Source organism: Burkholderia sp. BCC0405 (assembly GCF_902833075.1).
In the GTDB taxonomy this organism is placed as follows: domain Bacteria; phylum Pseudomonadota; class Gammaproteobacteria; order Burkholderiales; family Burkholderiaceae; genus Burkholderia.
In genome coordinates this window covers 329,823-351,918 of sequence record NZ_CADFEO010000002.1, presented here as the reverse complement: position 1 = coordinate 351,918, position 22,096 = coordinate 329,823, and the positions used below count along the sequence as shown (strand labels likewise).

Below are 22,096 nucleotides of genomic sequence, written 5' to 3'. Positions count from 1 at the left end.
CCAGCCCGCTTGCCGGGCCGGCAGGCCCGGGAGCCGGCCGCCGGCAGGCACCGGCCGCACGATCCACGTTCCCGCCGGGCGCTCAGCCCTTCTTCTTTTTCTTCTCGACCTGTACGCAGTCACCCAGCAGCGGCGGCGCGTTCGGGTCGGCGATCTCGTCGCGCAGCGTCGCTTCCTTGCCCTTCGTCCACCACGTATAGCGGCCGGCCTGGTAGCGCGCGCCCGACGCCGACACGGTGTCGACGAACAGCATCTGCCTTCCGTTGACCGGCACGAGCGCGAAGCTCTGGCCGTTGCCCGCGAGCCAGTACGACACGCGCACCGGTTGCTTCTGGTTCGCGCACTGGTAGACGGCGAACTGGCGCGAATCGGCGTCGATCTCTTCGACGGTCAGTTGCGCGGCATGCGCGACGGAAACGGCCGTGCCGGCGAGCGCGAGCGCGGCGAGGGTTTGGCGAATCATGCAGGTCCTCTCACGAGACGGGTGAAAACGCGCCCTCGCGGGGCGCGCGATTATTGCTGGCGATCGGGACGGGTATCGTGATCAGGGATCGATGACGTCGGCACACGCGTCGGTCGGTGCGGCCGCGACATGGCCGACGAGCGGCACGATCTTGAGCCCGGCCGAGGCGACCCGGCACGGTGCGGCCGCGAGGCCGCAACCGGCGAGGTTCACTGCAAGCGCCAGCGCGGCGGCCAGCTTCCCGATACGCAGCCACGTCGGCGCCATCGTCCTCTCCTGGTTGCGTCAGCGTGCCGACACGGGCCGGACGGCCGCGGCGGCACGCTTCGCGCGTTCGCGGGCTTCGTCGACGGTCGCGCCGGTCGCCAGCGCGACGCCCATGCGCCGCTTCGCAAAACTTTCCGGCTTGCCGAACAGGCGCAGGTCCGCGCCCGGCACCGCGAGCGCGTCGCGCACGCCCTCGAACGCGATCCCGCGCTCGTCGAGCCCGCCGTAGATCACGGCCGACGCGGCCGGCGTACCCAGCGCCGGATCGACCGGCAGCCCGAGAATCGCACGCGCGTGCAGCTCGAATTCCGACTGGCGCTGCGACGCAAGCGTGACGAGGCCCGTATCGTGCGGCCGCGGGCTCACCTCGGAGAACCAGACGTCGTCGTCGCGCACGAACAGCTCGACGCCGAACATCCCGCGCCCGCCGAGCGCCTCGGTGACCTTGTGCGCGATCTCGCGCGACTTCTCGAGCGCCACCGCGCTCATCGGCTGCGGCTGCCACGACTCGACGTAGTCGCCCGCGACCTGCACGTGGCCGACCGGCTCGCAGAAGTAGGTGCGCGTGGCGTCCGTCGCCGGATCGATCGCGCGCACGGTGAGCTGCGTGATCTCGTAATCGAAATCGATGAAACCCTCGACGATCACGCGGCCGTGGTTCACCCGTCCGCCCGCCATCGCGTAGTCCCACGCCGGCTTCACGTCGGCTTCGGTCTTCACGACCGACTGCCCCTTGCCCGACGACGACATCACGGGCTTCACGACGCACGGCATGCCGATCTTCGCGATCGCCGCGCTGAACGCCTCGAACGAATCCGCGAACGCATACGGCGAGGTCGGCAGGCCGAGCTCCTCGGCCGCGAGCCGGCGGATCCCTTCACGGTTCATCGTGAGCTGCGTCGCGCGTGCGGTCGGGATCACCTCGGCAAGGCCGGCCGCCTCGATCGCCGCGAGCGCGTCGGTCGCGATCGCCTCGATCTCGGGCACGATCAGGTGCGGGCGTTCGGCTTCGACGATCGCCCGCAGCGCGGCGGCGTCCGTCATGTCGATCACGTGCGCGCGGTGCGCGACCTGGTGGCCCGGTGCGTCCGGATAGCGGTCGACCGCGACGACTTCGACGCCGAGCCGCTGCAACGCGATGATGACTTCCTTGCCGAGTTCGCCGGCGCCGAGCAGCATGACGCGCGTGGCCGAGGGTGAGAGCGGCGTACCGAGCCGCTGACCGATCTGCATGTGATTACCCGCTTCTGGTGGAGGACGAAAACGGCTCCGATGTTAACACGCGCCACGGCACCGGTTTTGCGCGTTTCGCCGCGCCGACGCCCGGCCGCGGGCCGCTCGCAAGCGGGCTGCGAACGTTTTCACGCGCGAAGTGTCGGCTCGCCTGCCGCGGGGTGGGTGCGTTACTCTTACGCCTTGATCAGAATCCGATGAGGAACGAGGCTCATGTCCCACCTGTCCGCCGCCGCACGCGCACGCACCGGCCTGCTTCGTCCGCTGCGCGCGCCGCTTTGCGCGTTGACGCTTGCCACGCTTCTCGCCGCCTGCGCAATGCCGACCCACCCCGATTCCGCCGCCCCCGCGCCCGACCCGTACAATCCGGCCGCCGTCCAGCTGCTCGACGACACGAGCTGGGAACTCACCAGCTGGCTGAATGCCGACGGCACGCAGCGCGCGATCCCGCACGGCGACAACGGCGAGCCGATCAAGCTCGCGCTGTCGACCGACTCGGGCATCCGGCGCGCCAGCGGGTTCTCGGGCTGCAATCGCTACACGGGCACCTATGCGATCAAGAACGGCCTGTTGAGCTTCGGGCCGCTCGCCGGCACACGGATGGCCTGCCCGAATACGCTCGGCGGCCAGCTCGAAACCGCGTACCTCGACGCACTCGCCCACGTCGACAAGACCGGCGTGCAGATGCGCGAGCCGCAGCAATTGCAGATCGTGACCACTTCCGGCGCAACGCTGACCTTCACGCACCGGAGCCCCTGATGCACGGCGCGCGCGAAGGCCGACCGACCGCCTTCGCGTGGCGCGCCACGCGCGTGTGCCGCGCACACGCGTCGCGCGGCGTGAATCGAATGCACGCCGCGTTAGAGTCTTGTTCGCCGGCCGGTTAAACTCGGCGGGTCGCGCCCCGCGCGCCCCTCCCCACTCCTGTTTCAAAGCATGCACACGGTTGTCTTCGGCTGGTTCGGCATCTCCGCCGTCTGGTTCCTCCTTCTCTTCTGGCGTCTCGTGCAGGCGATGCTGCCCGGCGGCGGCGGGCTCGCCGGCCGCGGCTCGATCCGCCTGTGGCTCGGCTTCGCCGCCGTGTTCGTGGCCAGCTGCACGCTGACGAGCCCACTGTCGGGCCCCGACACGAACGCGCTCGGCCATGCGTTCTCCGCAGGCTTCGCCCACGTGCTGGGCCCGATCGGCACGCCGGTCGCGATGGTCGTGCTGTTCTTCGCCGGGTTGCCCTGGCTGATCGGCATCGGCTGGCGGCAGTTCGCCGCGTGGGTCGATACGTCGTTCGGCGTCAAGCTGGCGCGCGACGGCGGTGACGACGAAGTGCGCGGCATCGCCGACCTGCCGCGCAGCGCGTTGCATCGCGACGACGATGTCGTCCAGCCGACCACCGCACATACCGTCAATTCGATGGCGCCGCGCCGGAACGGCCGGTATTCGCGCCCGACGCTGTGGAAACCCGACCCGCAGGCGCAGCTGCGCAGCAGCACGCCTGCCCGTCCGCACGTGGAACCTGTTGCGCCGTCGGGCTGGTTGAAGCCGGCCGCGCCCCAGCGCAGCATGCCGACACCGCCCGCGCCGATCCCCCCGGCCAGTGCGATGCCGCCGCCGACGACCGGCAGCACCGCCAGCCTCGCGCGCGCGGCAGCAAACGCACAAGTCCCGCGCCCCGATCCGGCCCCGCTTCCTGCCGGATTCGAACCCGTCCGCCCGCGGCCGACTGCCGCGCGACCGACCACCGCCACGTTGAAGCCGACCCCGCCGCGCACCACGGTCACGCCGCGGCCGGCCACCACGCAGCCGCAGCGCCCGCCGGTACGCCCCGTCGCAGGCGCCGGTTCGGCCGGCCTGCCGTCGGATGCGGCACGACGTCGCCCGGCGCAGCAAACGCCGGCGCGCGCACCGCTCTATGCGTGGACGGAAAAACCCGCCGCACCGATCACGCCGGCGCCGAGCGTGCACGACACGCTGCGCTCGATCGAGGCCAGCACCGCGCAATGGGCGACGCTGGGTGGTGCGCAGTCGGACGGTGCGGGGCACGCGGCGGCAGCTGCAACTGTGGCCGGTGTGGCCGCGGCAGCAGCCGGCATGGCAGCGCCGGCGGCAGCGACCGTGCCGGCCGGGTTCGCCTCCGCGGCCCACGGCCTGGCGGCGCATGACGCCAGTGTTCCGCTCGCACACGATGCGACGCCCGCGTACGACGACAACGCACCGATCATGCTCGACGCGTTCGTGCCGGCAGCACCCGCTGTCGATGCACCGGTTGCGGATGCGGGCGCCGTGACGCTCGACGCCGCCGCACCGCACGCGGCGCCGAATACCGTCATCGACGACGCCGCGTTCTCGCATCGCGCCGATGACGAGAGCCGGCACGCCGACGATGCCGCTGCCGCACCGGCATCGGGCATCACGCCCGCGCCGGCGTTCGACGCACCCATCGACCTCGCGCCGTGGGAAGACCTCGCCAGCCAGCCGGTTTCCGGGTTCGACGCGTCCGCGTGGCACCCGGTCGCCGCGTCATCGACGGCTGTGACGGGATCGGAACCGGCCAATGCCGCGTCCGCGCAACCGACGACCGAGGCGGCTCACGACATCGCCGCGAGCAACCCGCCGGCATCGTTCGACACTGACGACAAGGACACGGCGCAATCGGCTGCTGCAATCGATCGCACGGCCTCGGCCCGCATGCCGCAGGGCATCGCCGACGCGCACGCCGACGTGAAGCCCGCCGGGAACATCGCGCCGTTCGCGGCCCCCCCCTCTTCGCCGATCGCCGAAACGACATCGCGCACAAGTGCCGACACCCGGCCATTTGCTGCAGCGGCGGCACCGTCCGCATCGAGTGCCGCACTGGAAGCAGCCAAGTCGGACACGGTGGAACCTGCAGCGCCGCTGACGGCAATCGCTCATGGCGCCGCACCGGCCGCGGCATGGACGTGGACGCCTTCGACGGCGCAACCGGCCACGACGAATACGCCCGTCACCGCGGAATTGCCGAAATCGCCGGTTACGGCTCAACCGTTTGCCGCCGCGCAAGCTCCGTCGGCAAATACTGCGTCGCCGCTCGCCGGCACCGCCCACGATTCGACCTCGCAAGCGTCCGCATCCGCATCGGGCATTGCGCCTGTCGCCGTCACCGCCTTGTCGGACGGTGTGATCGGCACGGTATCCGGTTCGCTGGCTCAACCGGCTGAGTCGAACGCTGCATCCATCGCGCCGGCATCCCCGATCGGCGTGACCGGCGCTGCGTCGGCTCCGCTTTCGCAGCCGGCCACTTCGGCATCGAACGCTGCATCCGTCGCGCCGGCGCCTCCGGTCAGCGTTGCGGGCACGACAGACGGTTCGCCCCTCCGTGCATCGACACCCGCGTCGTCCGTCACGCCCGCCGTGACGCCTTCGACGGCCGGCGTGTCGGCTTCGACTTCCGGTTCGACCGCGCCTGCGCCCGCCATGCCGGCGATGGCTGCCACGGCACCCGTCAATGTAGCGTCGGGCCTGATCACTACACCGTCCGCGCCCGCCCCGACGCTTCAGGCCAACCCGGCAACCTCGTCGACGGGTACCACATTCGGCACCTCCGGCGCAGTCGCACCGCAGCCGACCGCAAGCCTGCCCGTACCACCGGCCGCTTCCGACACGACTGCACCGTCCTCCGCCCCAAACGCATCGATCGCCACGGCGGCAGCGACGCCAGCGCAACCGATCGCCAGTGCGCCCGCCGCTCCGGCCGGCTCGCTGACGTCCTTCGGCGTAACCACCGCGACGCTGGCTCCGTCGATCGCTTCCGCACCTGCAGCAATCGAAGCCACGACGTTTTCAACCCCGCCCGCCTCGGCCTCGTCGCCGGCAAGCTGGCCCGCGTCGAATGTCTCCGCGGCACCGGCAGCCCCATTGGCCGCGGCGCCGCAACCCCCAGCAACGATCCCCGGCGCGAGCCTGTCCGCACCGGCGGCGGTCGCGCCCGTACCGGCGATGCCCGTCGGCCACCCGGCCGAAGCGGCCACCGCCGCGGCGACCGCACCGGCCGTGCCGATCGAAGCCGCATCGCCGCCGCCCGCCGACACCCCCGCGCGCCCACCGCGCCCGAACGCGTTCGAATTCCACGCGCCCGCGTCGTTCAACGTCGAACTGCCGACGCTCGACCTGCTTGAGCCCGCGTCCGACGACGTCGAAATGATCACCGAGGAACATCTCGCGCAAACGGCGCAGGTGATCGAACAGCGGCTGCAGGAATTCAAGGTGCCGGTGACGGTCGTCGGCGCTTCGGCCGGCCCCGTGATCACGCGCTTCGAGATCGAACCCGCGCTCGGCGTGCGCGGCAGCCAGATCGTCGGGTTGATGAAGGACCTGTCGCGCGGCCTCGGCCTCACGTCGGTCCGCGTCGTCGAGACGATTCCCGGCAAGACCTGCATGGGCCTCGAACTGCCGAACGCGAAGCGCCAGATGATCCGCCTGTCGGAAATTCTCGAGTCGCGCCAGTACCAGCACTCTGCCTCGCAGCTGACGATCGCGATGGGCAAGGACATCACCGGCCACCCGGTCGTCACCGATCTCGCGAAGGCGCCGCACATGCTTGTCGCCGGCACGACGGGCTCGGGCAAGTCGGTCGCGATCAACGCGATGATCCTGTCGCTGCTGTACAAGGCGACGCCGGAAGACGTGCGGCTCATCATGATCGACCCGAAGATGCTGGAGCTGTCGGTCTACGAAGGCATCCCGCACCTGCTCGCGCCGGTCGTCACCGACATGAAGCTCGCGGCGAACGCGCTGAACTGGTGCGTCGGCGAAATGGAGAAACGCTACCGGCTGATGTCGGCCGTCGGCGTGCGCAACCTCGCGGGCTTCAACCAGAAGATCCGCGACGCCGAAGCGAAGGAAAAGAAGATCGGCAACCCGTTCTCGCTGACGCCCGAGGATCCGGAGCCGCTGTCGACGCTGCCGCTGATCGTCGTCGTGATCGACGAGCTGGCCGACCTGATGATGGTCGCAGGCAAAAAGATCGAGGAACTGATCGCGCGCCTCGCGCAGAAGGCGCGTGCGGCCGGCATCCACCTGATTCTCGCGACGCAGCGTCCGTCCGTCGACGTGATCACGGGCCTGATCAAGGCGAACATCCCGACGCGCGTCGCGTTCCAGGTGTCGTCGAAGATCGACTCGCGCACGATTCTCGACCAGATGGGCGCCGAATCGCTGCTCGGAATGGGCGACATGCTGTTCCTGCCGCCGGGCACCGGTTATCCGCAGCGCGTGCACGGCGCGTTCGTCGCCGACGAGGAAGTGCACCGGATCGTCGAATACCTGAAGCAGTTCGGCGAGCCGCAGTACGAGGAAGGGATCCTCGACGGCCCGGCCGCCGACGGCGCGACGCAGGACCTGTTCGGCGATGCGCCGGATGCGGAAGCCGATCCGCTGTACGACGAAGCCGTCGCGTTCGTCGTGCGCACGCGGCGCGCGTCGATCTCGTCGGTGCAGCGGCAGTTGCGCATCGGCTACAACCGCGCGGCGCGCCTCGTCGAGCAGATGGAGACGGCCGGGCTCGTGTCGGCGATGGGCATCAACGGCAGCCGCGAGGTGCTCGTGCCGGCCGCGGCCGACTGAGCGCGGCGGCCGGTCGGCCGCCGGCAACCGGTACGGGCGCACCGGGAAACCGGCCGCCCCCCGAAAGGGCGCTGCATCGGCAGCGCCCTTTTCCTTTACTGCACCGGCACCAGCTTGAAGTCGACCGGCTTGCCGACCGCCACCTTCTGCGGATTCAGGCCGAGCTGCCCCGTTTCGACATTGCGGCTGAACACGTAGAACGTATCGCTGTCCTGGTTGCCAACGATCAGCCACTTGCCGGTCGGATCGATCAGGAACTCGCGCGGCGTCTTGCCGAGGCTCGACTGGCGGCCGACCAGCTTCAACCGGCCGTCCGCCTGGTTCACCGCGTAGATCACCAGGTCGTTCGCATCGCCGCGGTTGCTCACGTACAGGAAGCGGCCGTCCGGCGACAGGTGGATCGCGCCGCCGCCGACCTTGCCCTTGAAGCCCGGCGCGGTCATCGACACGGTCTCGACCGGCGTCAGCTTGCCGTCGTGGTAGCCGAACACCTCGACCGACGCATTGAGCTCGCTCGTCACGTACGCGTACCGGCCATCAGCGCCGAACACCATGTGACGCGGGCCCGAGCCCGCCTTCACCGGCGTGTAGCGCGTGTCGGTCGGGCTGATCAGCCCGCGGCTGCCGTCCACCGTGTAGCGGTAGCCGTAGATCTTGTCCGTGCCGAGATCCTGCACGAACAGGTAATGGCCGTCCGGCGAAAACACCGTCGAATGCACGTGCGCGCCGTCCTGGCGACCCTTCACGGGCCCAGTGCCTTCATGATGCACCGTCAGCACGGCCTGACCGACCGCGCCATTGTCGCGCAGCGGAAACACCGCGAAGCTGCCACCCGGATCCTTCGCGACCGAGTAGTTGGCCGTCACGAGGTATTTGCCGTCCGGCGACAGCGCGAGATAGCAAGGATCGTTCCCTTCCGACGACACGCGGTCGATGAAGCTCAGCGCGCCCGTCTTCGCGTCGAAGCGGAATGCGCTGACGCCGCCGCGCTGCGTCGCCGGGCCGTCGTCGCCGGGCAGTTCGTTGACCGCGTAGACGGTGCGACCGTCGCGGCTCGGCAACAGGTACGACGGATTCACGGTCTTCGCCGACGACACGGGCGCGACGCTGCCGGTTTTCGTATCGAAGCGGTAAACATAGATGCCGTCGCTGCCGCCCCCCGTATAGGTGCCGACGAGCAGGTTGTAGACGCCGTCGGCCGGGGCGGGCGATTGCTGCGCAAATGCGTGGGTCGCGGAAAGGGAGAGCACGATCGCGAAACCTTTCATCCAGTGAGCGAGCCTAAGCGGGAACCCTCGTGTCGAAGCGCGTGCGTCACGCTCGCGTAAACGGTTGGGCATTGAATCCTCCTTGCATCGAGTCGCTTCAAGTGTTGAGATAGGACGAAACGCCGGCCGTTCATGCGCTCCGCCGCCCGGCCGAGTATACGGGGCGCGGCGCCAGCGCGTGAAGCCTTGGCCACCGCCGCCCGCATTGTGAACTCGAATACCCAAGGATCGCCTGCCCATGCCTGCCCTGATCGAAGACTACGCCCTCGTCGGCGACGGCCACACCGCCGCGCTGATCGCCAAAGACGGCTCCGTCGACTGGCTGTGCTGGCCCCGCTTCGATTCGGGCGCCTGCTTCGCGGCGCTTCTCGGCACGCCCGAGCACGGCCGCTGGCTGCTCGCGCCGGCCGCCGACGCCGCGATCACGCACACGACGCGCCGCTATCGCGGCGACACGCTGATTCTCGAAACCGACTACGAAAGCGCCGACGGCGCCGTCACCGTGATCGACTTCATGCCGCCCGGCAACGGCTGGTCCGAACTGGTGCGGATCGTCGTCGGCCGCCACGGCACGATGAAGATGCGCATGGAGCTGGTGTTGCGCTTCGACTACGGCTTCTCGGTCCCGTGGGTCACGCAGCTGACCCGCGAGGACGGCATGAAGGCGATCGCGGGCCCCGACACCGTCGTGCTGCGCACGCCGGTGCCGCTAGCCGGCAAAAACCTCCACACGCTCGCGGAATTCACGGTAACCGCGGACGAGCGCGTGCCGTTCTCGCTGAGCTATGCGGCGTCGCACCTGCGGCTGCCGCCCGCGCGCGATCCGCTGTCGATGCTCGCACGCACCGAGAACTACTGGCTCGATTGGTCGGGCCGCTGCCAGGTGCAGGGCCGCTACGCGGCCGCGGTGCGCCGTTCGCTGATCACGCTGAAGGCGCTTGCGTACGAGCCGACCGGCGGCATCGTCGCGGCGCCGACCACGTCGCTGCCCGAGAAGATCGGCGGCAACCGCAACTGGGACTACCGCTACTGCTGGCTGCGCGACGCGACGATCACGCTGCTCGCGCTGATGCGCGGCGGCTACTACGACGAGGCGCGCGCGTGGCGCACGTGGCTGGGCCGGGTGATGGCCGGCTCGCCCGAGCAGATCCAGATCATGTACGGGATCGCCGGCGAGCGCCGGCTGCCGGAAATGGAGCTCGACTGGCTGCCCGGCTACCAGGACTCGAAGCCGGTGCGCATCGGCAACGGCGCCGCGAACCAGCTGCAGCTAGACGTGTTCGGCGAGGTGATGGCCGCGCTGCACCTCGCACGGGTGGGCGGCCTGCAGGCCGACGACACGGTCTGGTCCGTGCAGTGCGCGCTGCTCGATCATCTCGAGAAGATCTGGCAGGAACCCGACGAAGGCATCTGGGAAACGCGCGGCGGCCGCCGCCATTTCACGTTCTCGAAGGTGATGGCGTGGGTCGCGTTCGACCGCGCGATCAAGTCGGCGGAGATGTTCCGGCTGCCCGGCTCGCTCGACCGCTGGCGCGCGCTGCGCGACCGGATCCATGCCGACGTGTGCAACAACGCGTGGCACGAAAGCAAACAGGCGTTTGCACAGAGCTACGGCAGCGACGAGCTCGACGCGAGCGTGCTGCTGATGCCGCTGCTCGGCTTCCTGCCGCCGGAAGATCCGCGCATCGTCGGCACGGTCGAAGCGATCGAGCGGGAATTGCTGCATGACGGGCTCGTGCTGCGCTACCGCACGACCGACTACGACGACGGCCTGCCGCCTGGCGAAGGCACGTTTCTCGCGTGCAGCTTCTGGCTGGTCGACAACTATGCGCTGCTCGGCCGGATCGACGACGCGCACCGCCTGTTCAGCCGGCTGCTCGCGCTGTCGAACGATCTCGGGCTGCTCGCGGAGGAGTACGACCCGGTCGCCGGACGGCTCGTCGGCAACTTCCCGCAGGCGTTTTCCCATGTGGCGCTCGTGCATACCGCGATGAACCTGATGCACCACGAGGACGCGATGGCGCGCGCAGCCGGCCAGCCCGCGCCGGCCGTCGCGACGGGGCGCTGAACGGGGGCGCGAGCGACTTGGTCAGAGAACGTCAAATCGCAAAACTTTGATGAAAAATCGGGGAAATGTTGCATTGCACCACCCATCGTTGTCCGATATGATCGACGCGATTGTCCGGCCGCAATGCAACATGGCCGGTCGCTGACCCACACGGCACGCCGCGACGCCCCACGCCGCCCTTGCGCACCGTCCCCCACGCGGGAGTAGCCTGCATGCTTTACCAATTGCACGAATTCCAGCGGGCGATGCTGAGCCCGCTCACGGCCTGGGCCCAGGCCGCCTCCAAGTCGTTCGCCAATCCGTCCAGCCCGTTCTCGCTGATGCCCGGCGCGACGCGGATGGCCGCCGCGTACGAACTGATGTACCGGCTCGGCAAGGATTACGAGAAGCCCGAATTCAACATTCATCAGATCGTCAAGGACGGCCACAACATTCCGATCGTCGAGCAGACGATCGTCGAGAAGCCGTTCTGCCGGCTGCTGCGTTTCAAGCGCTATTCGGACGACGCCGACGCCGTCACGCAACTGAAGGACGAGCCGGTCGTGCTGGTCTGCGCGCCGCTGTCGGGCCACCACTCGACGCTGCTGCGCGATACGGTGCGCACGCTGCTGCAGGATCACAAGGTCTACATCACCGACTGGATCGACGCGCGGATGGTGCCGGTCGAAACCGGCCCGTTCCACCTGCACGACTACATCGCGTACATCCAGGAGTTCATCCGTCACATCGGCGCGCGCAACCTGCACGTGATCTCGGTGTGCCAGCCGACGGTGCCGGTGCTCGCGGCGATCTCGCTGATGGCGAGCCGCGGCGAGGACACGCCGCTCACGATGACGATGATGGGCGGCCCGATCGACGCGCGCCGCAGCCCGACTTCGGTGAATTCGCTCGCCACGCAGCACTCGACCGCGTGGTTCGAGAACAACGTGATCCACACGGTGCCCGCCAACTATCCGGGCGAAGGCCGCCAGGTGTATCCGGGCTTCCTTCAGCACACGGGCTTCGTTGCGATGAACCCGGAGCGGCACGCGCAATCGCACTGGGATTTCTACCAGAGCCTGCTGCGCGGCGACGAGGATGACGCCGAAGCGCACCGCCGCTTCTACGACGAGTACAACGCGGTGCTCGACATGGCCGCCGAGTATTACCTCGAGACGATCCGCATCGTGTTCCAGGAATTCCGCCTGGCCGAAGGCACGTGGGATGTCGAAGGCGAGCGCGTGCGTCCGCAGGACATCAAGCGCACCGCGCTGATGACGATCGAGGGCGAACTCGACGACATCTCCGGCAGCGGCCAGACGCACGTCGCACACGAGCTGTGCACGGGTATCCCGCAGGATCAGCGCCGCAGCCTGACCGCCGAGAAGTGCGGTCACTACGGGATTTTCTCGGGCCGCCGCTGGCGCACGATCATCTATCCGCAACTGCGCGACTTCATCCGCGAGCATGCACCGGAGCCGAAGCACGGCGCGACGAAGGATGTCCCGGCAGCACCGGCGGCCAAGACGCTCGTGGCCGTGCCGGCCAGCAACGCGCCGGCCGAAACGACGCGCGCTGCCACGGCGAAGCGCACGCGCGCGAAGGCGCCGGCGAAAGCCGCCGCCCCCGCCAAGGCCGCATCGGCCGCACCGGCCGAGAAACGCGCCGCCGGCAGCCCACGCGCAAAGGCCGTGCGCCCGCGCAAGGCCGCCTGACGCACCGCGTTCCGACGAAAAAACGCCGCCGTTGCCTGCGCACGGCGGCGTTTTCACATCTGGCGGCGCATCAGCGCCGCAGCAGATACGCGAGCAGCACTTCGGTGTTCATCCGGACCATCTCGGCCCGCTCGTCGGAATCGGTGAAATCGCGGCCGAGCGTCGCGGCGAGCGTGAAGCGGTTCGACACGATGTAGTAGCCGAGCCCCGACAGCGTGACGTAGAAGCGCAGCGGATCGACGTCGGTGCGGAACAACCCGGCCTTCTGGCCGCGCGTCAGCACGTTGCCGAGCTTCGCGACGATCGGCGACATCATCTCGCGGATCCGGGTCGACTTGTGCAGGTAGCGCGCTTCGTGCAGGTTCTCGTTGTTGATGAGCCTGAGCAGTTCCGGATGGTCGCGGTAGTAGTCCCAAACGAAATGCGCAAGCCGCGTGACGGCTTCGACCGGCGCGACGCCGTCGAGATCGAGCTCGCGCTCGGCCTCGGTCAGCGCGGAGAACGCGTGTTCGAGCACGGCCGTGAACAACTGCTCCTTGCTGCCGAAGTAGTAATAGAGCATGCGCTCGTTGGTTTCGGCCCGGCGCGCGATCTGGTCGACGCGTGCGCCGAACAGCCCTCCACTCGCGAACTCTTCGGCTGCCGCCATCAGGATGCGGCGCCGCGTACCTTCAGGATCTCTTTTGATTTTTGGCTGATTCATGGTGGCGTTTTGCTATGTGAGCCGCGTGATCCGGACCGGCACCCCCACCGCCTCGGCGCCGGCCGCCGTGGAACTGGCGAGCCGCGGGCGGCCGCCCTCCTGCTGAGCCCCTGCAAAAAAGCGGTTCGATTATGCGCACAGACGGCGTCCAGCGCAATGCGGGAAATCGGCGATAATCGAGCTTTGGCAAACCTTTCCGGCCACGCCCGACGTGGCCGAGAGCCATTCGGCGCCGCTGCGCCCGTTGTCACCGTGACCGATTCCAAAACACTCGCAGATCGCATCGAAGATCTGCTTCCCCAGACGCAATGCACGAAGTGCGGCTATAACGGCTGCCGCCCGTACGCCGAGGCGATCGCCGCCGGCGACGCGAACTACAACCAGTGCCCGCCCGGCGGCGCCGAAGGCATCGCGCGCCTGTCGAGCCTGCTCGGCAAACCGGTGATTCCGCTGAACCCCGTCAACGGCAGCGAGCATCCGCGCGCGGTCGCCTTCATCGACGAAAGCCTGTGCATCGGCTGCACGCTGTGCATGCAGGCGTGCCCGGTCGACGCGATCGTCGGTGCGCCGAAGCAGATGCACACGATCATCGAATCGCTGTGCACGGGCTGCGACCTGTGCGTGCCGCCCTGCCCGGTCGACTGCATCGCGATGCTGCCGGTGACCGGCGAACGCACCGGCTGGGACGCGTGGTCGCAGGAACAGGCCGATGCCGCGCGCGAACGCCACGACCTGCGGCTCGCGCGCCAGCGCCGCGAACGCGAGGCCGCCGAAGCACGCGCGGCCGCACGCCGCGCGGCCAGTGCCGCGAAGCCGGCGGCGGCACCAGCGGAAACGCAATCCGCCGCCCCGGCCGTAGACGACGCCGAAGCGAAGAAGCGCGCGATCATCGCCGCCGCGCTCGAACGGGCACGCAAGAAGAAGGAAGAACTGTCCGGGCAAGGCGCCGGGCCGAAGAACACCGAAAGCGTGAGTGCGGCCGTCCAGGCGCAGATCGACGCGGCCGAGGCACGCCGCAAACGGCTCGCCGAACAACAGGCCCAGCGCGACGCCGAAGCGGCAGCCGCGAGCGGCACCGACGAAGAGAACGACGCAGGCAACGACGGCCCAGGCGGCCCGTCCGCACCGCCCGACCAGAACGCTCCATGAACGCCAGCAAACGACGCGCGATCTACGAAACGCTGCAGAGCCTCAATCCGCATCCGACCACCGAGCTCGAATACTCGACGCCGTTCGAGCTGCTGATCGCCGTGATGCTGTCCGCGCAGGCGACTGACGTATCGGTCAACAAGGCGATGCGGAAGATGTTTCCGGTCGCGAACACCCCGCGACAAATCGTCGCACTCGGCGAAGAAGGCGTCACCGAGTACATCAAGACGATCGGCCTGTACCGGACCAAGGCGAAGAACGTGGTCGCGACGTGCCGGATCCTGCTGGACCGCTACGACGGCGAGGTGCCGGCCGATCGCGAAGCGCTCGAAGGGCTGCCTGGCGTCGGCCGCAAGACCGCGAACGTCGTGCTGAACACCGCGTTCGGCCAGCCGACGATTGCGGTCGACACGCATATCTTCCGCGTCGCGAACCGCACCGGGCTCGCGCCGGGCAAGGACGTGCGCGCCGTCGAGGCCGCGCTCGAGAAGTTCACGCCGAAGGAATTCCTGCAGGATGCGCATCACTGGCTGATCCTGCACGGGCGCTACGTGTGCAAGGCCCGCAAGCCCGAATGCTGGCACTGCGCGATCGAGCCGCTGTGCGAATTCAGGCCAAAGACGCCACCGCCGAACGAGTGACGCGCAACCGCGGCTGACGTGCCGCAACCGCCCGGCACGGAATGCGAGCATCGCCGCGACTGTCGACACGAGCGCGATCGCGATCGCGAGCATCGACGCCCAGCCGCCGACCGTCGCGGGCCACCGCGGCTGGCGACGAACCTAGCCCGCGCTTACCCGCGCCCTCCCTGGCACCGGCTCAGGGCGCCGGCAACCGGCCGGCGCCGCGCGCCCGCGCACTGCACGCCTGGCGGGCCACCGCGCAATCCGCTCCCGCCCACGGCCAGCGCCGTCCGCCGACCCGGCGTACAATGCGCGACGCGGCATCACGCCGTCCGAATCACGACGTTTCCCCACCATGTTCAATCCAAGTCGCGACGAAGTGCGTCGCTTTTTCACCGAGACCTGGCGCAAGCAGCGCGCGGGAGAGATCCTGACGCCGCTGGAAGCGATGGCAGCCGACTGGATCGTCGAGCACCCCGAATACCACGACGAACTCGCCGACGCCGATGGCGCCACCGCGCGCGAGTACACGCCCGAGGAAGGCCGCACGAACCCATTCCTGCACCTGTCGATGCATCTCGCGATCAGCGAGCAGTTGTCGATCGACCAGCCGCCCGGTATCCGTGCCGCGCACGACAAGCTCGCGGCCAAGCTCGACTCGACCCACGACGCGCAGCACGTGATCATGGAATGCCTCGGCGAGACAATCTGGGAAGCCCAGCGCACCGGCACGCCGCCCGATACCGACGCGTACCTGCAGCGCATCCTGCGCCGCGCGTCGCGCGACTGAGCGCCGCGGCTCCGGCCCACGGGCGCCGGAGCGCGGACAAAAAAATACCCCGCCTCGGCAGGGTATTTTTGCTGCGCGGGCCCGTCGGGCCTGCCGCGCTTACTTCTTGAACACCAGATCGGTTTCTTTCAGCGACTCGATGTAGGCCGCGATGTCCTTCATGTCGCTGACCGACAGGCTCTGCACCTGTGCCTGCATGATCGCGTTGTTGCGACCGAGCAGCGGATTCGTCAGGCCCATCTGGTACTGGCGCATCGCCCACACGAGATAGTCGGCATGCTGGCCGGCGAGGCGCGGATATTCGGCGTTGATCGGCTTGTTCATCTGCGCGCCGTGGCAGGCGGCGCAGTTGTGCGATTCGACCAGTTCCTTGCCCTTCGCGATGTCCGCCGCGTGCGCGGTACCGATCGCGAGGCCGGCCGCCAGTGCAACCGCCGCCGTCTTGAATGCGTTGTTCATGAATGCTCCTGTCCCGCCGGAGAGATCGGCGGCGCGCTTACTTGTAGGGGTTGTCCTTCGAGTCGGCCTTCTGGGCGGCGTAGTACGCCGCCAGATCCGCGATGTCCTGGTCCGTCAGCGAACCGGCAATCGCATTCATCGACGGGAAGTGACGATCCTTCTTGCGGTAGGCCTTCAGCGCGTTCTCGAGATATTGCTGGTTCTGGCCGCCGAGGACAGGCACCCGGTAGACCTCCGGATACGCCGCGCGGTAGTCCTGGATGCCGTGGCAACCGATGCACATGGCGACCTTGCTCGCCCCGTCCTTCGGGTTGCCGACCACACCGGCCGCCTGCGCGCTGCCCGCGAGCGCCACGAGCGCTGCGACAACGACGTGTTTGCCGACGAATTTGTTCATAGCTCTTGTAACCTAGCTTGAGGGGAAACTGGCGCCGAAGCGGCAACGGCCCGCGCCGTTTTGCTTATCGGATCGCCACGCAGGCCAAAAAAAACGGCCAGATTGTACCGCGTCGGCGGGGAACGCGTCCATAAGGCGCCCCGGTTCGCCCCGCCGCAGTCCCGCCACGATACGCGGGCACGGCCCAACCGGACAGCCCTTCTGACTTATACTGGGTTTTTTTCCCCGATTGAGAAGAGCGCCGCCATGCGTTTCGAAGGGTCCTCGCACTACGTCGCCACCGACGATCTGAAGCTCGCGGTCAATGCCGCGCTGACGCTGCAACGCCCGCTGCTGATCAAGGGCGAGCCCGGCACCGGCAAGACCATGCTCGCCGAGGAAGTGGCCGCCGCGCTCGACATGCCGCTGCTGCAGTGGCACATCAAGTCGACCACGAAGGCGCAGCAGGGCCTGTACGAATACGACGCCGTGTCGCGGCTGCGCGATTCGCAGCTCGGCGACGAGCGCGTGAAGGACATCTCGAACTACATCGTCAAGGGCGTGCTGTGGCAGGCGTTCGATGCCGAGCACCCGAGCGTGCTGCTGATCGACGAGATCGACAAGGCCGACATCGAATTCCCGAACGACCTGCTGCGCGAGCTCGACCGGATGGAATTCCACGTGTACGAAACCCGGGAAACGGTCCGCGCGAAGCATCGCCCGCTCGTCATCATCACGTCGAACAACGAGAAAGAGCTGCCCGACGCATTCCTGCGGCGCTGCTTCTTCCACTACATCCAGTTTCCCGATCCGGCGACGATGCAGAAGATCGTCGCGGTCCATTTCCCGGACATCCGCGAGGAGCTGCTGCGCGCGGCCCTTGAGAGTTTCTTCGAATTGCGCGGCGTGTCGGGCCTGAAGAAGAAGCCGTCGACGTCCGAGCTGCTCGACTGGCTGAAGCTGCTGCTCGCCGAGAACATCCCGGCCGACCAGTTGCGCGGCGTGGACGCGAAGCAGATCGTGCCGCCGCTCGCGGGCGCGCTGCTGAAGAACGAGCAGGACCTGAGCCTGCTCGAACGGCTCGTCTACATGAACCGGCACAACCGGTAATCCTCTCCCACCCGCGAAGGCCCGGCCATGCTGCTCAATTTCTTCTACGCGCTGCGCGCAGCCAAGCTGCCCGTCTCGGTGAAGGAATACCTGACGCTGCTCGAATCGCTGAAGGCCGGGCTGATCTCGCCGTCGATCGACGCGTTCTACTTCCTCGCGCGGATGACGCTCGTCAAGGACGAGCAGTACTTCGACAAGTTCGACCAGGCGTTCGGCGCGTATTTCCACGGCGTGTCCGCCCTGCCGTCCGAAGCATTCGACATTCCGCTCGACTGGCTCGAGAAGCGCCTCGAGCGCGAACTGTCGCCGGAGGAAAAGGCGCAGATCGAGGCGATGGGCGGACTCGACAAGCTGATGGAGCGCTTGAAGGAACTGCTCGACGAGCAGAAGGAGCGCCACGAAGGCGGCAACAAGTGGATCGGCACCGGCGGCACGTCGCCGTTCGGGCACGGCGGCTACAACCCGGAAGGCGTACGCATCGGCGGCCCGTCGAACGGCAACCGCACCGCGGTAAAGGTGTGGGAAGCACGTGCGTATCGCGACTACGACGATTCCGTCGAGATCGGCACGCGCAACATCAAGGTTGCACTGCGGCGGCTGCGCCGCTTCGCCCGTGAAGGCGCCGCCGAAGAGCTCGACCTGCCCGGCACGATCCGCAGCACCGCCGCGAACGCGGGCTGGCTCGACCTGCGGATGGTGCCCGAGCGCCACAACAACGTGAAAGTGCTGATGCTGCTCGACGTCGGCGGCTCGATGGACGATCACATCAAGCGCACCGAAGAGCTGTTCTCGGCCGCGAAGGCCGAATTCAAGCACCTCGAGTTCTACTACTTCCATAACTGCGTGTACGACCACCTGTGGAAGAACAACCGCCGCCGCCACTCGGAACGCACCGCGACGTGGGACGTGCTGCACAAGTTCACGCCCGACTACAAGCTGATCTTCGTCGGCGATGCAACGATGAGCCCGTACGAAGTGCTGCAGCCCGGCGGCTCGGTCGAGTACAACAACCCGGAAGCCGGCGCCGTGTGGCTGCGCCGCCTCGCCGACCAGTTCCCCCACCATGCATGGCTGAACCCGGAGCCCGAGCGGCTATGGGAATACCGGCAGTCGGTCGCGGTGATCCGCGACCTGCTCGGCCATTGCATGTATCCGCTCACGCTCGCGGGCCTCGAAACCGCGATGCGCGCACTCAGCAAGTAACCGCAGCCCCCCAAGACTCGCAGGCCGCGTCCGAGCGGCCTCCCCCGGAGATAGCATGAACCCCTCGCCCACCGCGAGCGCCAGCCGCGCCGGCGGCCGCCGCTTTTTCGCCGATACTTCCGTCTCGGCGCTCGTCGCCGGCTTCGTCGCGATGATGACGGGCTACACGAGCTCGCTCGTGCTGATGTTCCAGGCCGGCCGCGCCGCCCACCTCACCGATGCGCAGATCTCGTCGTGGATCTGGGCGCTGTCGATCGGCATGGCGCTGACGACGATCGGCCTGTCGCTGCGCTTTCGCGCGCCCGTCGTCGTCGCGTGGTCGACGCCCGGCGCCGCGCTGCTGATCGCATCGCTGCCGGGCGTGCCCTATCCCGAGGCGATCGGTGCATTCGTCGTCTGCGCGGTGCTGCTGACGGCCGTCGGCGTGAGCGGCCTGTTCGACACGCTGATGCGCAAGATTCCGGCCGGCATCGCCGCCGCGCTGCTCGCGGGCATCCTGTTCGAGATCGGCATCGAGATCTTCCGCGCCGCGCAGTTCCAGACGGCGCTCGTGCTCGCGATGTTCTTCACGTACCTGATCGTCAAGCGGATCGCGCCGCGCTATGCGATTCCGACGACGCTGATCGTCGGCACCGCGGTCGCCGGCGGGCTCGGCCTGCTCGACTTCAGCGGCTTTCACGTCGCGTTCGCGAAACCCGTGTTCACGATGCCCGCGTTCTCGATCGCGTCGATCGTCAGCATCGGCATTCCGCTGTTCGTCGTCGCGATGGCGTCGCAGAACGTGCCGGGCATCGCGGTGCTGCGCGCGGACGGCTATCAGACCCCGTCGTCGCCGCTGATCGCGACCACCGGCCTCGCGTCGCTGCTGCTCGCGCCGTTCGGCTCGCACGGCGTCAACCTTGCGGCGATCACAGCCGCGATCTGCACGGGCCCGGAAGCGCACGAGGATCGCGCGAAGCGCTACACGGCCGCCGTGTGGTGCGGCACGTTCTACCTGATCGCGGGGATCTTCGGCGCGACGATCGCCGCGCTGTTCGCAGCGCTGCCGAAGGCGCTCGTCGTATCGGTCGCCGCGCTCGCGCTGTTCGGCTCGATCATGAGCGGCCTCGCGAACGCGATGCAGGACGTGAAGCAGCGCGAAGCCGCGCTCGTCACGTTCATGGTCACCGCATCGGGCCTCACGCTGCTGTCGATCGGCTCGGCATTCTGGGGGCTCGTCGCGGGGATCGTCACGCAGGTGATCCTGAACGCGCGCCGACCCGCGTGACGCCGCACGGCGCCCGCCGCTGCGGCCATCGGGCACGCCAGAACGTGCGCGACACGAATCGGGCCTAGAATAGCGGATCGGAGGCGGTGCCCGGCGCCGCCTCGCTTCGCCGCCGCGTTCGCGCGGCCCGTGAGAACCCGGCGCGTTGCGCCCTTCTTCCGAATCGCCATGACTACCGCACTCGACCAGCTGAAGCAGTACACGACCGTCGTCGCCGACACGGGCGATTTCCAGCAGCTTGCGCAATACCAGCCGCGGGATGCGACCACGAACCCGTCGCTGATCCTGAAGGCCGTCCAGAAGGATGCGTACAAGCCGATCCTCGAGAAAACCGTCCGCGATCATCGCAACGAAAGCACCGATTTCATCATCGACCGCCTGCTGATCGCATTCGGCACCGAGATCCTGAAGCTGATCCCGGGCCGCGTGTCGACCGAGGTCGACGCGCGCCTGTCGTTCGACACGCAGCGCTCGATCGACAAGGGCCGCGAGCTCATCAAGCTGTACGAAGCAGCCGGCATCGGCCGCGAGCGTATCCTGATCAAGCTCGCGTCGACGTGGGAAGGCATCCGCGCGGCCGAAGTGCTGCAGAAGGAAGGGATCAAGTGCAACATGACCCTGCTTTTCTCGCTCGTGCAGGCCGCCGCGTGCGCGGAAGCCGGCGCGCAGCTGATCTCGCCGTTCGTCGGCCGCATCTACGACTGGTACAAGAAGCAGGCCGGCGCGGAGTGGAATGAAGAGAAGGACGGTGGTGCGAACGATCCGGGCGTGCAGTCGGTACGCCGCATCTACACGTACTACAAGACGTTCGGCTACAAGACCGAAGTGATGGGCGCGAGCTTTCGCACGACCAGCCAGATCACCGAACTCGCCGGTTGCGACCTGCTGACGATCAGTCCCGATTTGCTGCAGAAGCTGCAGGACAGCAACGAGACCGTCACGCGCAAGCTGTCGCCGGAAGCGCTGCAGGATAAGCCCGCCGCGCGCGTCGCGATCGACGAGGCCGCGTTCCGCTTCCAGCTGAACGACGACGCGATGGCGACCGAGAAGCTCGCCGAAGGCATCCGCGTATTCGCCGCCGATGCGGTGAAGCTCGAGAAGCTGATCGACTCGCTGCGCTGAGCCGCGACACGCGTCAGCGGCTGTCAGCAACACTGGCGACAGCCGTCGGCACGCGCGCCGCATACGGCCGCGAACGTCATGTTCGCGGCCGTTTTTATTTTTCATTCCATCGTCAAGCCCGCGCACTACAATCCACGTCACGGGTGCGTCGGCCGCCTCCCGAGGCGCCCTTTCCCAGTCAGTCTTGCACGACGCCGGACCCGCGCAGCTGTGCAGGCCGGCTCCCCGCTACAGGAGACAACGATGCAAGTTCAACCGTACCTGACGTTCTACGGTCGCGCCGACGAAGCCCTTCAGTTCTACGAAAAGGCGCTCGGTGCGAAGACGATGTTCAAGATGCACTTCAAGGACGCGCCGCCGAATCCCGACTACCCGATGAAGCCGGAGATGGCCGACAAGGTGATGCACGCGAGCTTCACGATCGGCGACTCGATGATCATGTGCTCGGACGGCGATTGCAATCAGCCCGGCGGCGGCACGCATGCCGGCTATTCGCTGTCGCTGAACCCGGCGACGGTCGAGGAAGGCCAGAAGCTGTTCAATGCGCTCGCCGACGGCGGCGAAGTGACGATGCCGTTCGGCAAGACGTTCTGGGCGCTCGGCTTCGGGATGGCGAAGGATCGTTTCGGCGTGCACTGGATGGTCAACGTCGAGGACCTGTCTCAGCGCGAGGACCTCGCGCAACGCGCGGGCCAGTAACGCACGC

The 22,096-nt window shown here is 68.0% G+C and carries 19 protein-coding genes and 1 pseudogene; 12 read left to right on the top strand and 8 right to left on the bottom strand.

Annotation, left to right across the window (positions count from 1 at the left end; all coding sequences use genetic code 11):
* Positions 1 to 82: 82 nt before the first annotated feature.
* The 3 genes from HWX36_RS04745 to purT form a co-directional block, all read right to left on the bottom strand.
* The gene (locus HWX36_RS04745; protein ID WP_175951088.1) at positions 83 to 463 is read right to left on the bottom strand and encodes an MliC family protein; all 381 of its coding nucleotides are present in this window, start codon (positions 461 to 463) and stop codon (positions 83 to 85) included.
* Between the two features lie 81 nt (positions 464 to 544).
* Positions 545 to 730, bottom strand: coding sequence for a DUF6726 family protein (locus HWX36_RS04740; protein ID WP_175951087.1), 186 nt, complete (start codon positions 728 to 730; stop codon positions 545 to 547).
* 18 nt (positions 731 to 748) lie between these two features.
* Positions 749 to 1,963: a formate-dependent phosphoribosylglycinamide formyltransferase gene (gene purT / locus HWX36_RS04735; protein WP_175951086.1), complete on the bottom strand. Its 1,215-nt coding sequence runs from the start codon at positions 1,961 to 1,963 to the stop codon at positions 749 to 751.
* 213 nt (positions 1,964 to 2,176) lie between these two features.
* Between purT and HWX36_RS04730 the strand changes: the two genes are divergently transcribed.
* Both HWX36_RS04730 and HWX36_RS04725 read left to right on the top strand, forming a co-directional pair.
* The gene (locus HWX36_RS04730; protein ID WP_175951085.1) at positions 2,177 to 2,722 is read left to right on the top strand and encodes an META domain-containing protein; all 546 of its coding nucleotides are present in this window, start codon (positions 2,177 to 2,179) and stop codon (positions 2,720 to 2,722) included.
* Positions 2,723 to 2,899: 177 nt separating this feature from the next.
* Positions 2,900 to 7,558 (top strand): DNA translocase FtsK, encoded by a 4,659-nt coding sequence (locus HWX36_RS04725; RefSeq protein WP_175951084.1) that lies wholly within the window; start codon positions 2,900 to 2,902, stop codon positions 7,556 to 7,558.
* A 95-nt stretch (positions 7,559 to 7,653) separates the two neighbouring features.
* On the opposite strand, the gene HWX36_RS04720 is transcribed toward HWX36_RS04725, so the two are convergent.
* On the bottom strand, positions 7,654 to 8,898 hold the full coding sequence (locus HWX36_RS04720) for a lactonase family protein (RefSeq protein WP_175951083.1): 1,245 nt from the start codon (positions 8,896 to 8,898) through the stop codon (positions 7,654 to 7,656).
* A gap of 166 nt (positions 8,899 to 9,064) precedes the next feature.
* Between HWX36_RS04720 and HWX36_RS04715 the strand changes: the two genes are divergently transcribed.
* Together HWX36_RS04715 and phaZ are read left to right on the top strand one after the other, a co-directional pair.
* A complete protein-coding gene (locus HWX36_RS04715) occupies positions 9,065 to 10,894 on the top strand; it encodes a glycoside hydrolase family 15 protein (protein ID WP_175951082.1) in 1,830 nt (609 codons plus the stop codon).
* Between the two features lie 212 nt (positions 10,895 to 11,106).
* Positions 11,107 to 12,588 (top strand): polyhydroxyalkanoate depolymerase, encoded by a 1,482-nt coding sequence (gene phaZ, locus HWX36_RS04710; protein ID WP_175951081.1) that lies wholly within the window; start codon positions 11,107 to 11,109, stop codon positions 12,586 to 12,588.
* Between the two features lie 70 nt (positions 12,589 to 12,658).
* Here phaZ and HWX36_RS04705 read toward each other — a convergent pair whose 3' ends face one another.
* Positions 12,659 to 13,291 carry a TetR family transcriptional regulator gene (locus HWX36_RS04705; RefSeq protein WP_011352787.1) on the bottom strand — a complete coding sequence of 211 codons (633 nt, stop codon included), beginning with the start codon at positions 13,289 to 13,291 and terminating at the stop codon, positions 12,659 to 12,661.
* Between the two features lie 156 nt (positions 13,292 to 13,447).
* Between HWX36_RS04705 and rsxB the strand changes: the two genes are divergently transcribed.
* Both rsxB and nth read left to right on the top strand, forming a co-directional pair.
* Positions 13,448 to 14,440 carry an electron transport complex subunit RsxB gene (gene rsxB, locus HWX36_RS04700; RefSeq protein ID WP_175951080.1) on the top strand — a complete coding sequence of 331 codons (993 nt, stop codon included), beginning with the start codon at positions 13,448 to 13,450 and terminating at the stop codon, positions 14,438 to 14,440.
* A complete protein-coding gene (gene nth, locus HWX36_RS04695) occupies positions 14,437 to 15,081 on the top strand; it encodes an endonuclease III (protein WP_042976184.1) in 645 nt (214 codons plus the stop codon). The genes rsxB and nth overlap by 4 nt, the downstream gene beginning before the upstream one ends.
* Before the next feature lie 30 nt (positions 15,082 to 15,111).
* Here nth and HWX36_RS04690 read toward each other — a convergent pair.
* A pseudogene (locus HWX36_RS04690) lies at positions 15,112 to 15,210 on the bottom strand (EamA/RhaT family transporter); the annotation flags it as partial.
* Positions 15,211 to 15,418: 208 nt separating this feature from the next.
* On the opposite strand from HWX36_RS04690, the gene HWX36_RS04685 reads away from it, so the two are divergent.
* On the top strand, positions 15,419 to 15,853 hold the full coding sequence (locus HWX36_RS04685) for a DUF1841 family protein (protein WP_089495376.1): 435 nt from the start codon (positions 15,419 to 15,421) through the stop codon (positions 15,851 to 15,853).
* A 99-nt stretch (positions 15,854 to 15,952) separates the two neighbouring features.
* On the opposite strand, the gene HWX36_RS04680 is transcribed toward HWX36_RS04685, so the two are convergent.
* Entirely contained in the window at positions 15,953 to 16,312 is a 360-nt protein-coding gene (locus tag HWX36_RS04680; protein ID WP_175951079.1) for a cytochrome c, read from the bottom strand.
* Between the two features lie 37 nt (positions 16,313 to 16,349).
* Positions 16,350 to 16,709: a cytochrome c gene (locus HWX36_RS04675; RefSeq protein ID WP_175951078.1), complete on the bottom strand. Its 360-nt coding sequence runs from the start codon at positions 16,707 to 16,709 to the stop codon at positions 16,350 to 16,352.
* A gap of 246 nt (positions 16,710 to 16,955) precedes the next feature.
* Between HWX36_RS04675 and HWX36_RS04670 the strand changes: the two genes are divergently transcribed.
* The 5 genes from HWX36_RS04670 (at position 16,956) to HWX36_RS04650 (ending at position 22,089) form a co-directional block, all read left to right on the top strand.
* A complete protein-coding gene (locus tag HWX36_RS04670; RefSeq protein ID WP_011352794.1) occupies positions 16,956 to 17,798 on the top strand; it encodes a MoxR family ATPase in 843 nt (280 codons plus the stop codon).
* A gap of 27 nt (positions 17,799 to 17,825) precedes the next feature.
* The gene (locus HWX36_RS04665) at positions 17,826 to 19,001 is read left to right on the top strand and encodes a VWA domain-containing protein (RefSeq protein ID WP_175951077.1); all 1,176 of its coding nucleotides are present in this window, start codon (positions 17,826 to 17,828) and stop codon (positions 18,999 to 19,001) included.
* A gap of 55 nt (positions 19,002 to 19,056) precedes the next feature.
* Positions 19,057 to 20,268: a benzoate/H(+) symporter BenE family transporter gene (locus tag HWX36_RS04660; protein WP_175951076.1), complete on the top strand. Its 1,212-nt coding sequence runs from the start codon at positions 19,057 to 19,059 to the stop codon at positions 20,266 to 20,268.
* A 168-nt stretch (positions 20,269 to 20,436) separates the two neighbouring features.
* Entirely contained in the window at positions 20,437 to 21,390 is a 954-nt protein-coding gene (gene tal, locus HWX36_RS04655; protein ID WP_175951075.1) for a transaldolase, read from the top strand.
* Positions 21,391 to 21,633: 243 nt separating this feature from the next.
* The gene (locus HWX36_RS04650; RefSeq protein ID WP_175951074.1) at positions 21,634 to 22,089 is read left to right on the top strand and encodes a VOC family protein; all 456 of its coding nucleotides are present in this window, start codon (positions 21,634 to 21,636) and stop codon (positions 22,087 to 22,089) included.
* Positions 22,090 to 22,096 lie beyond the last annotated feature (7 nt).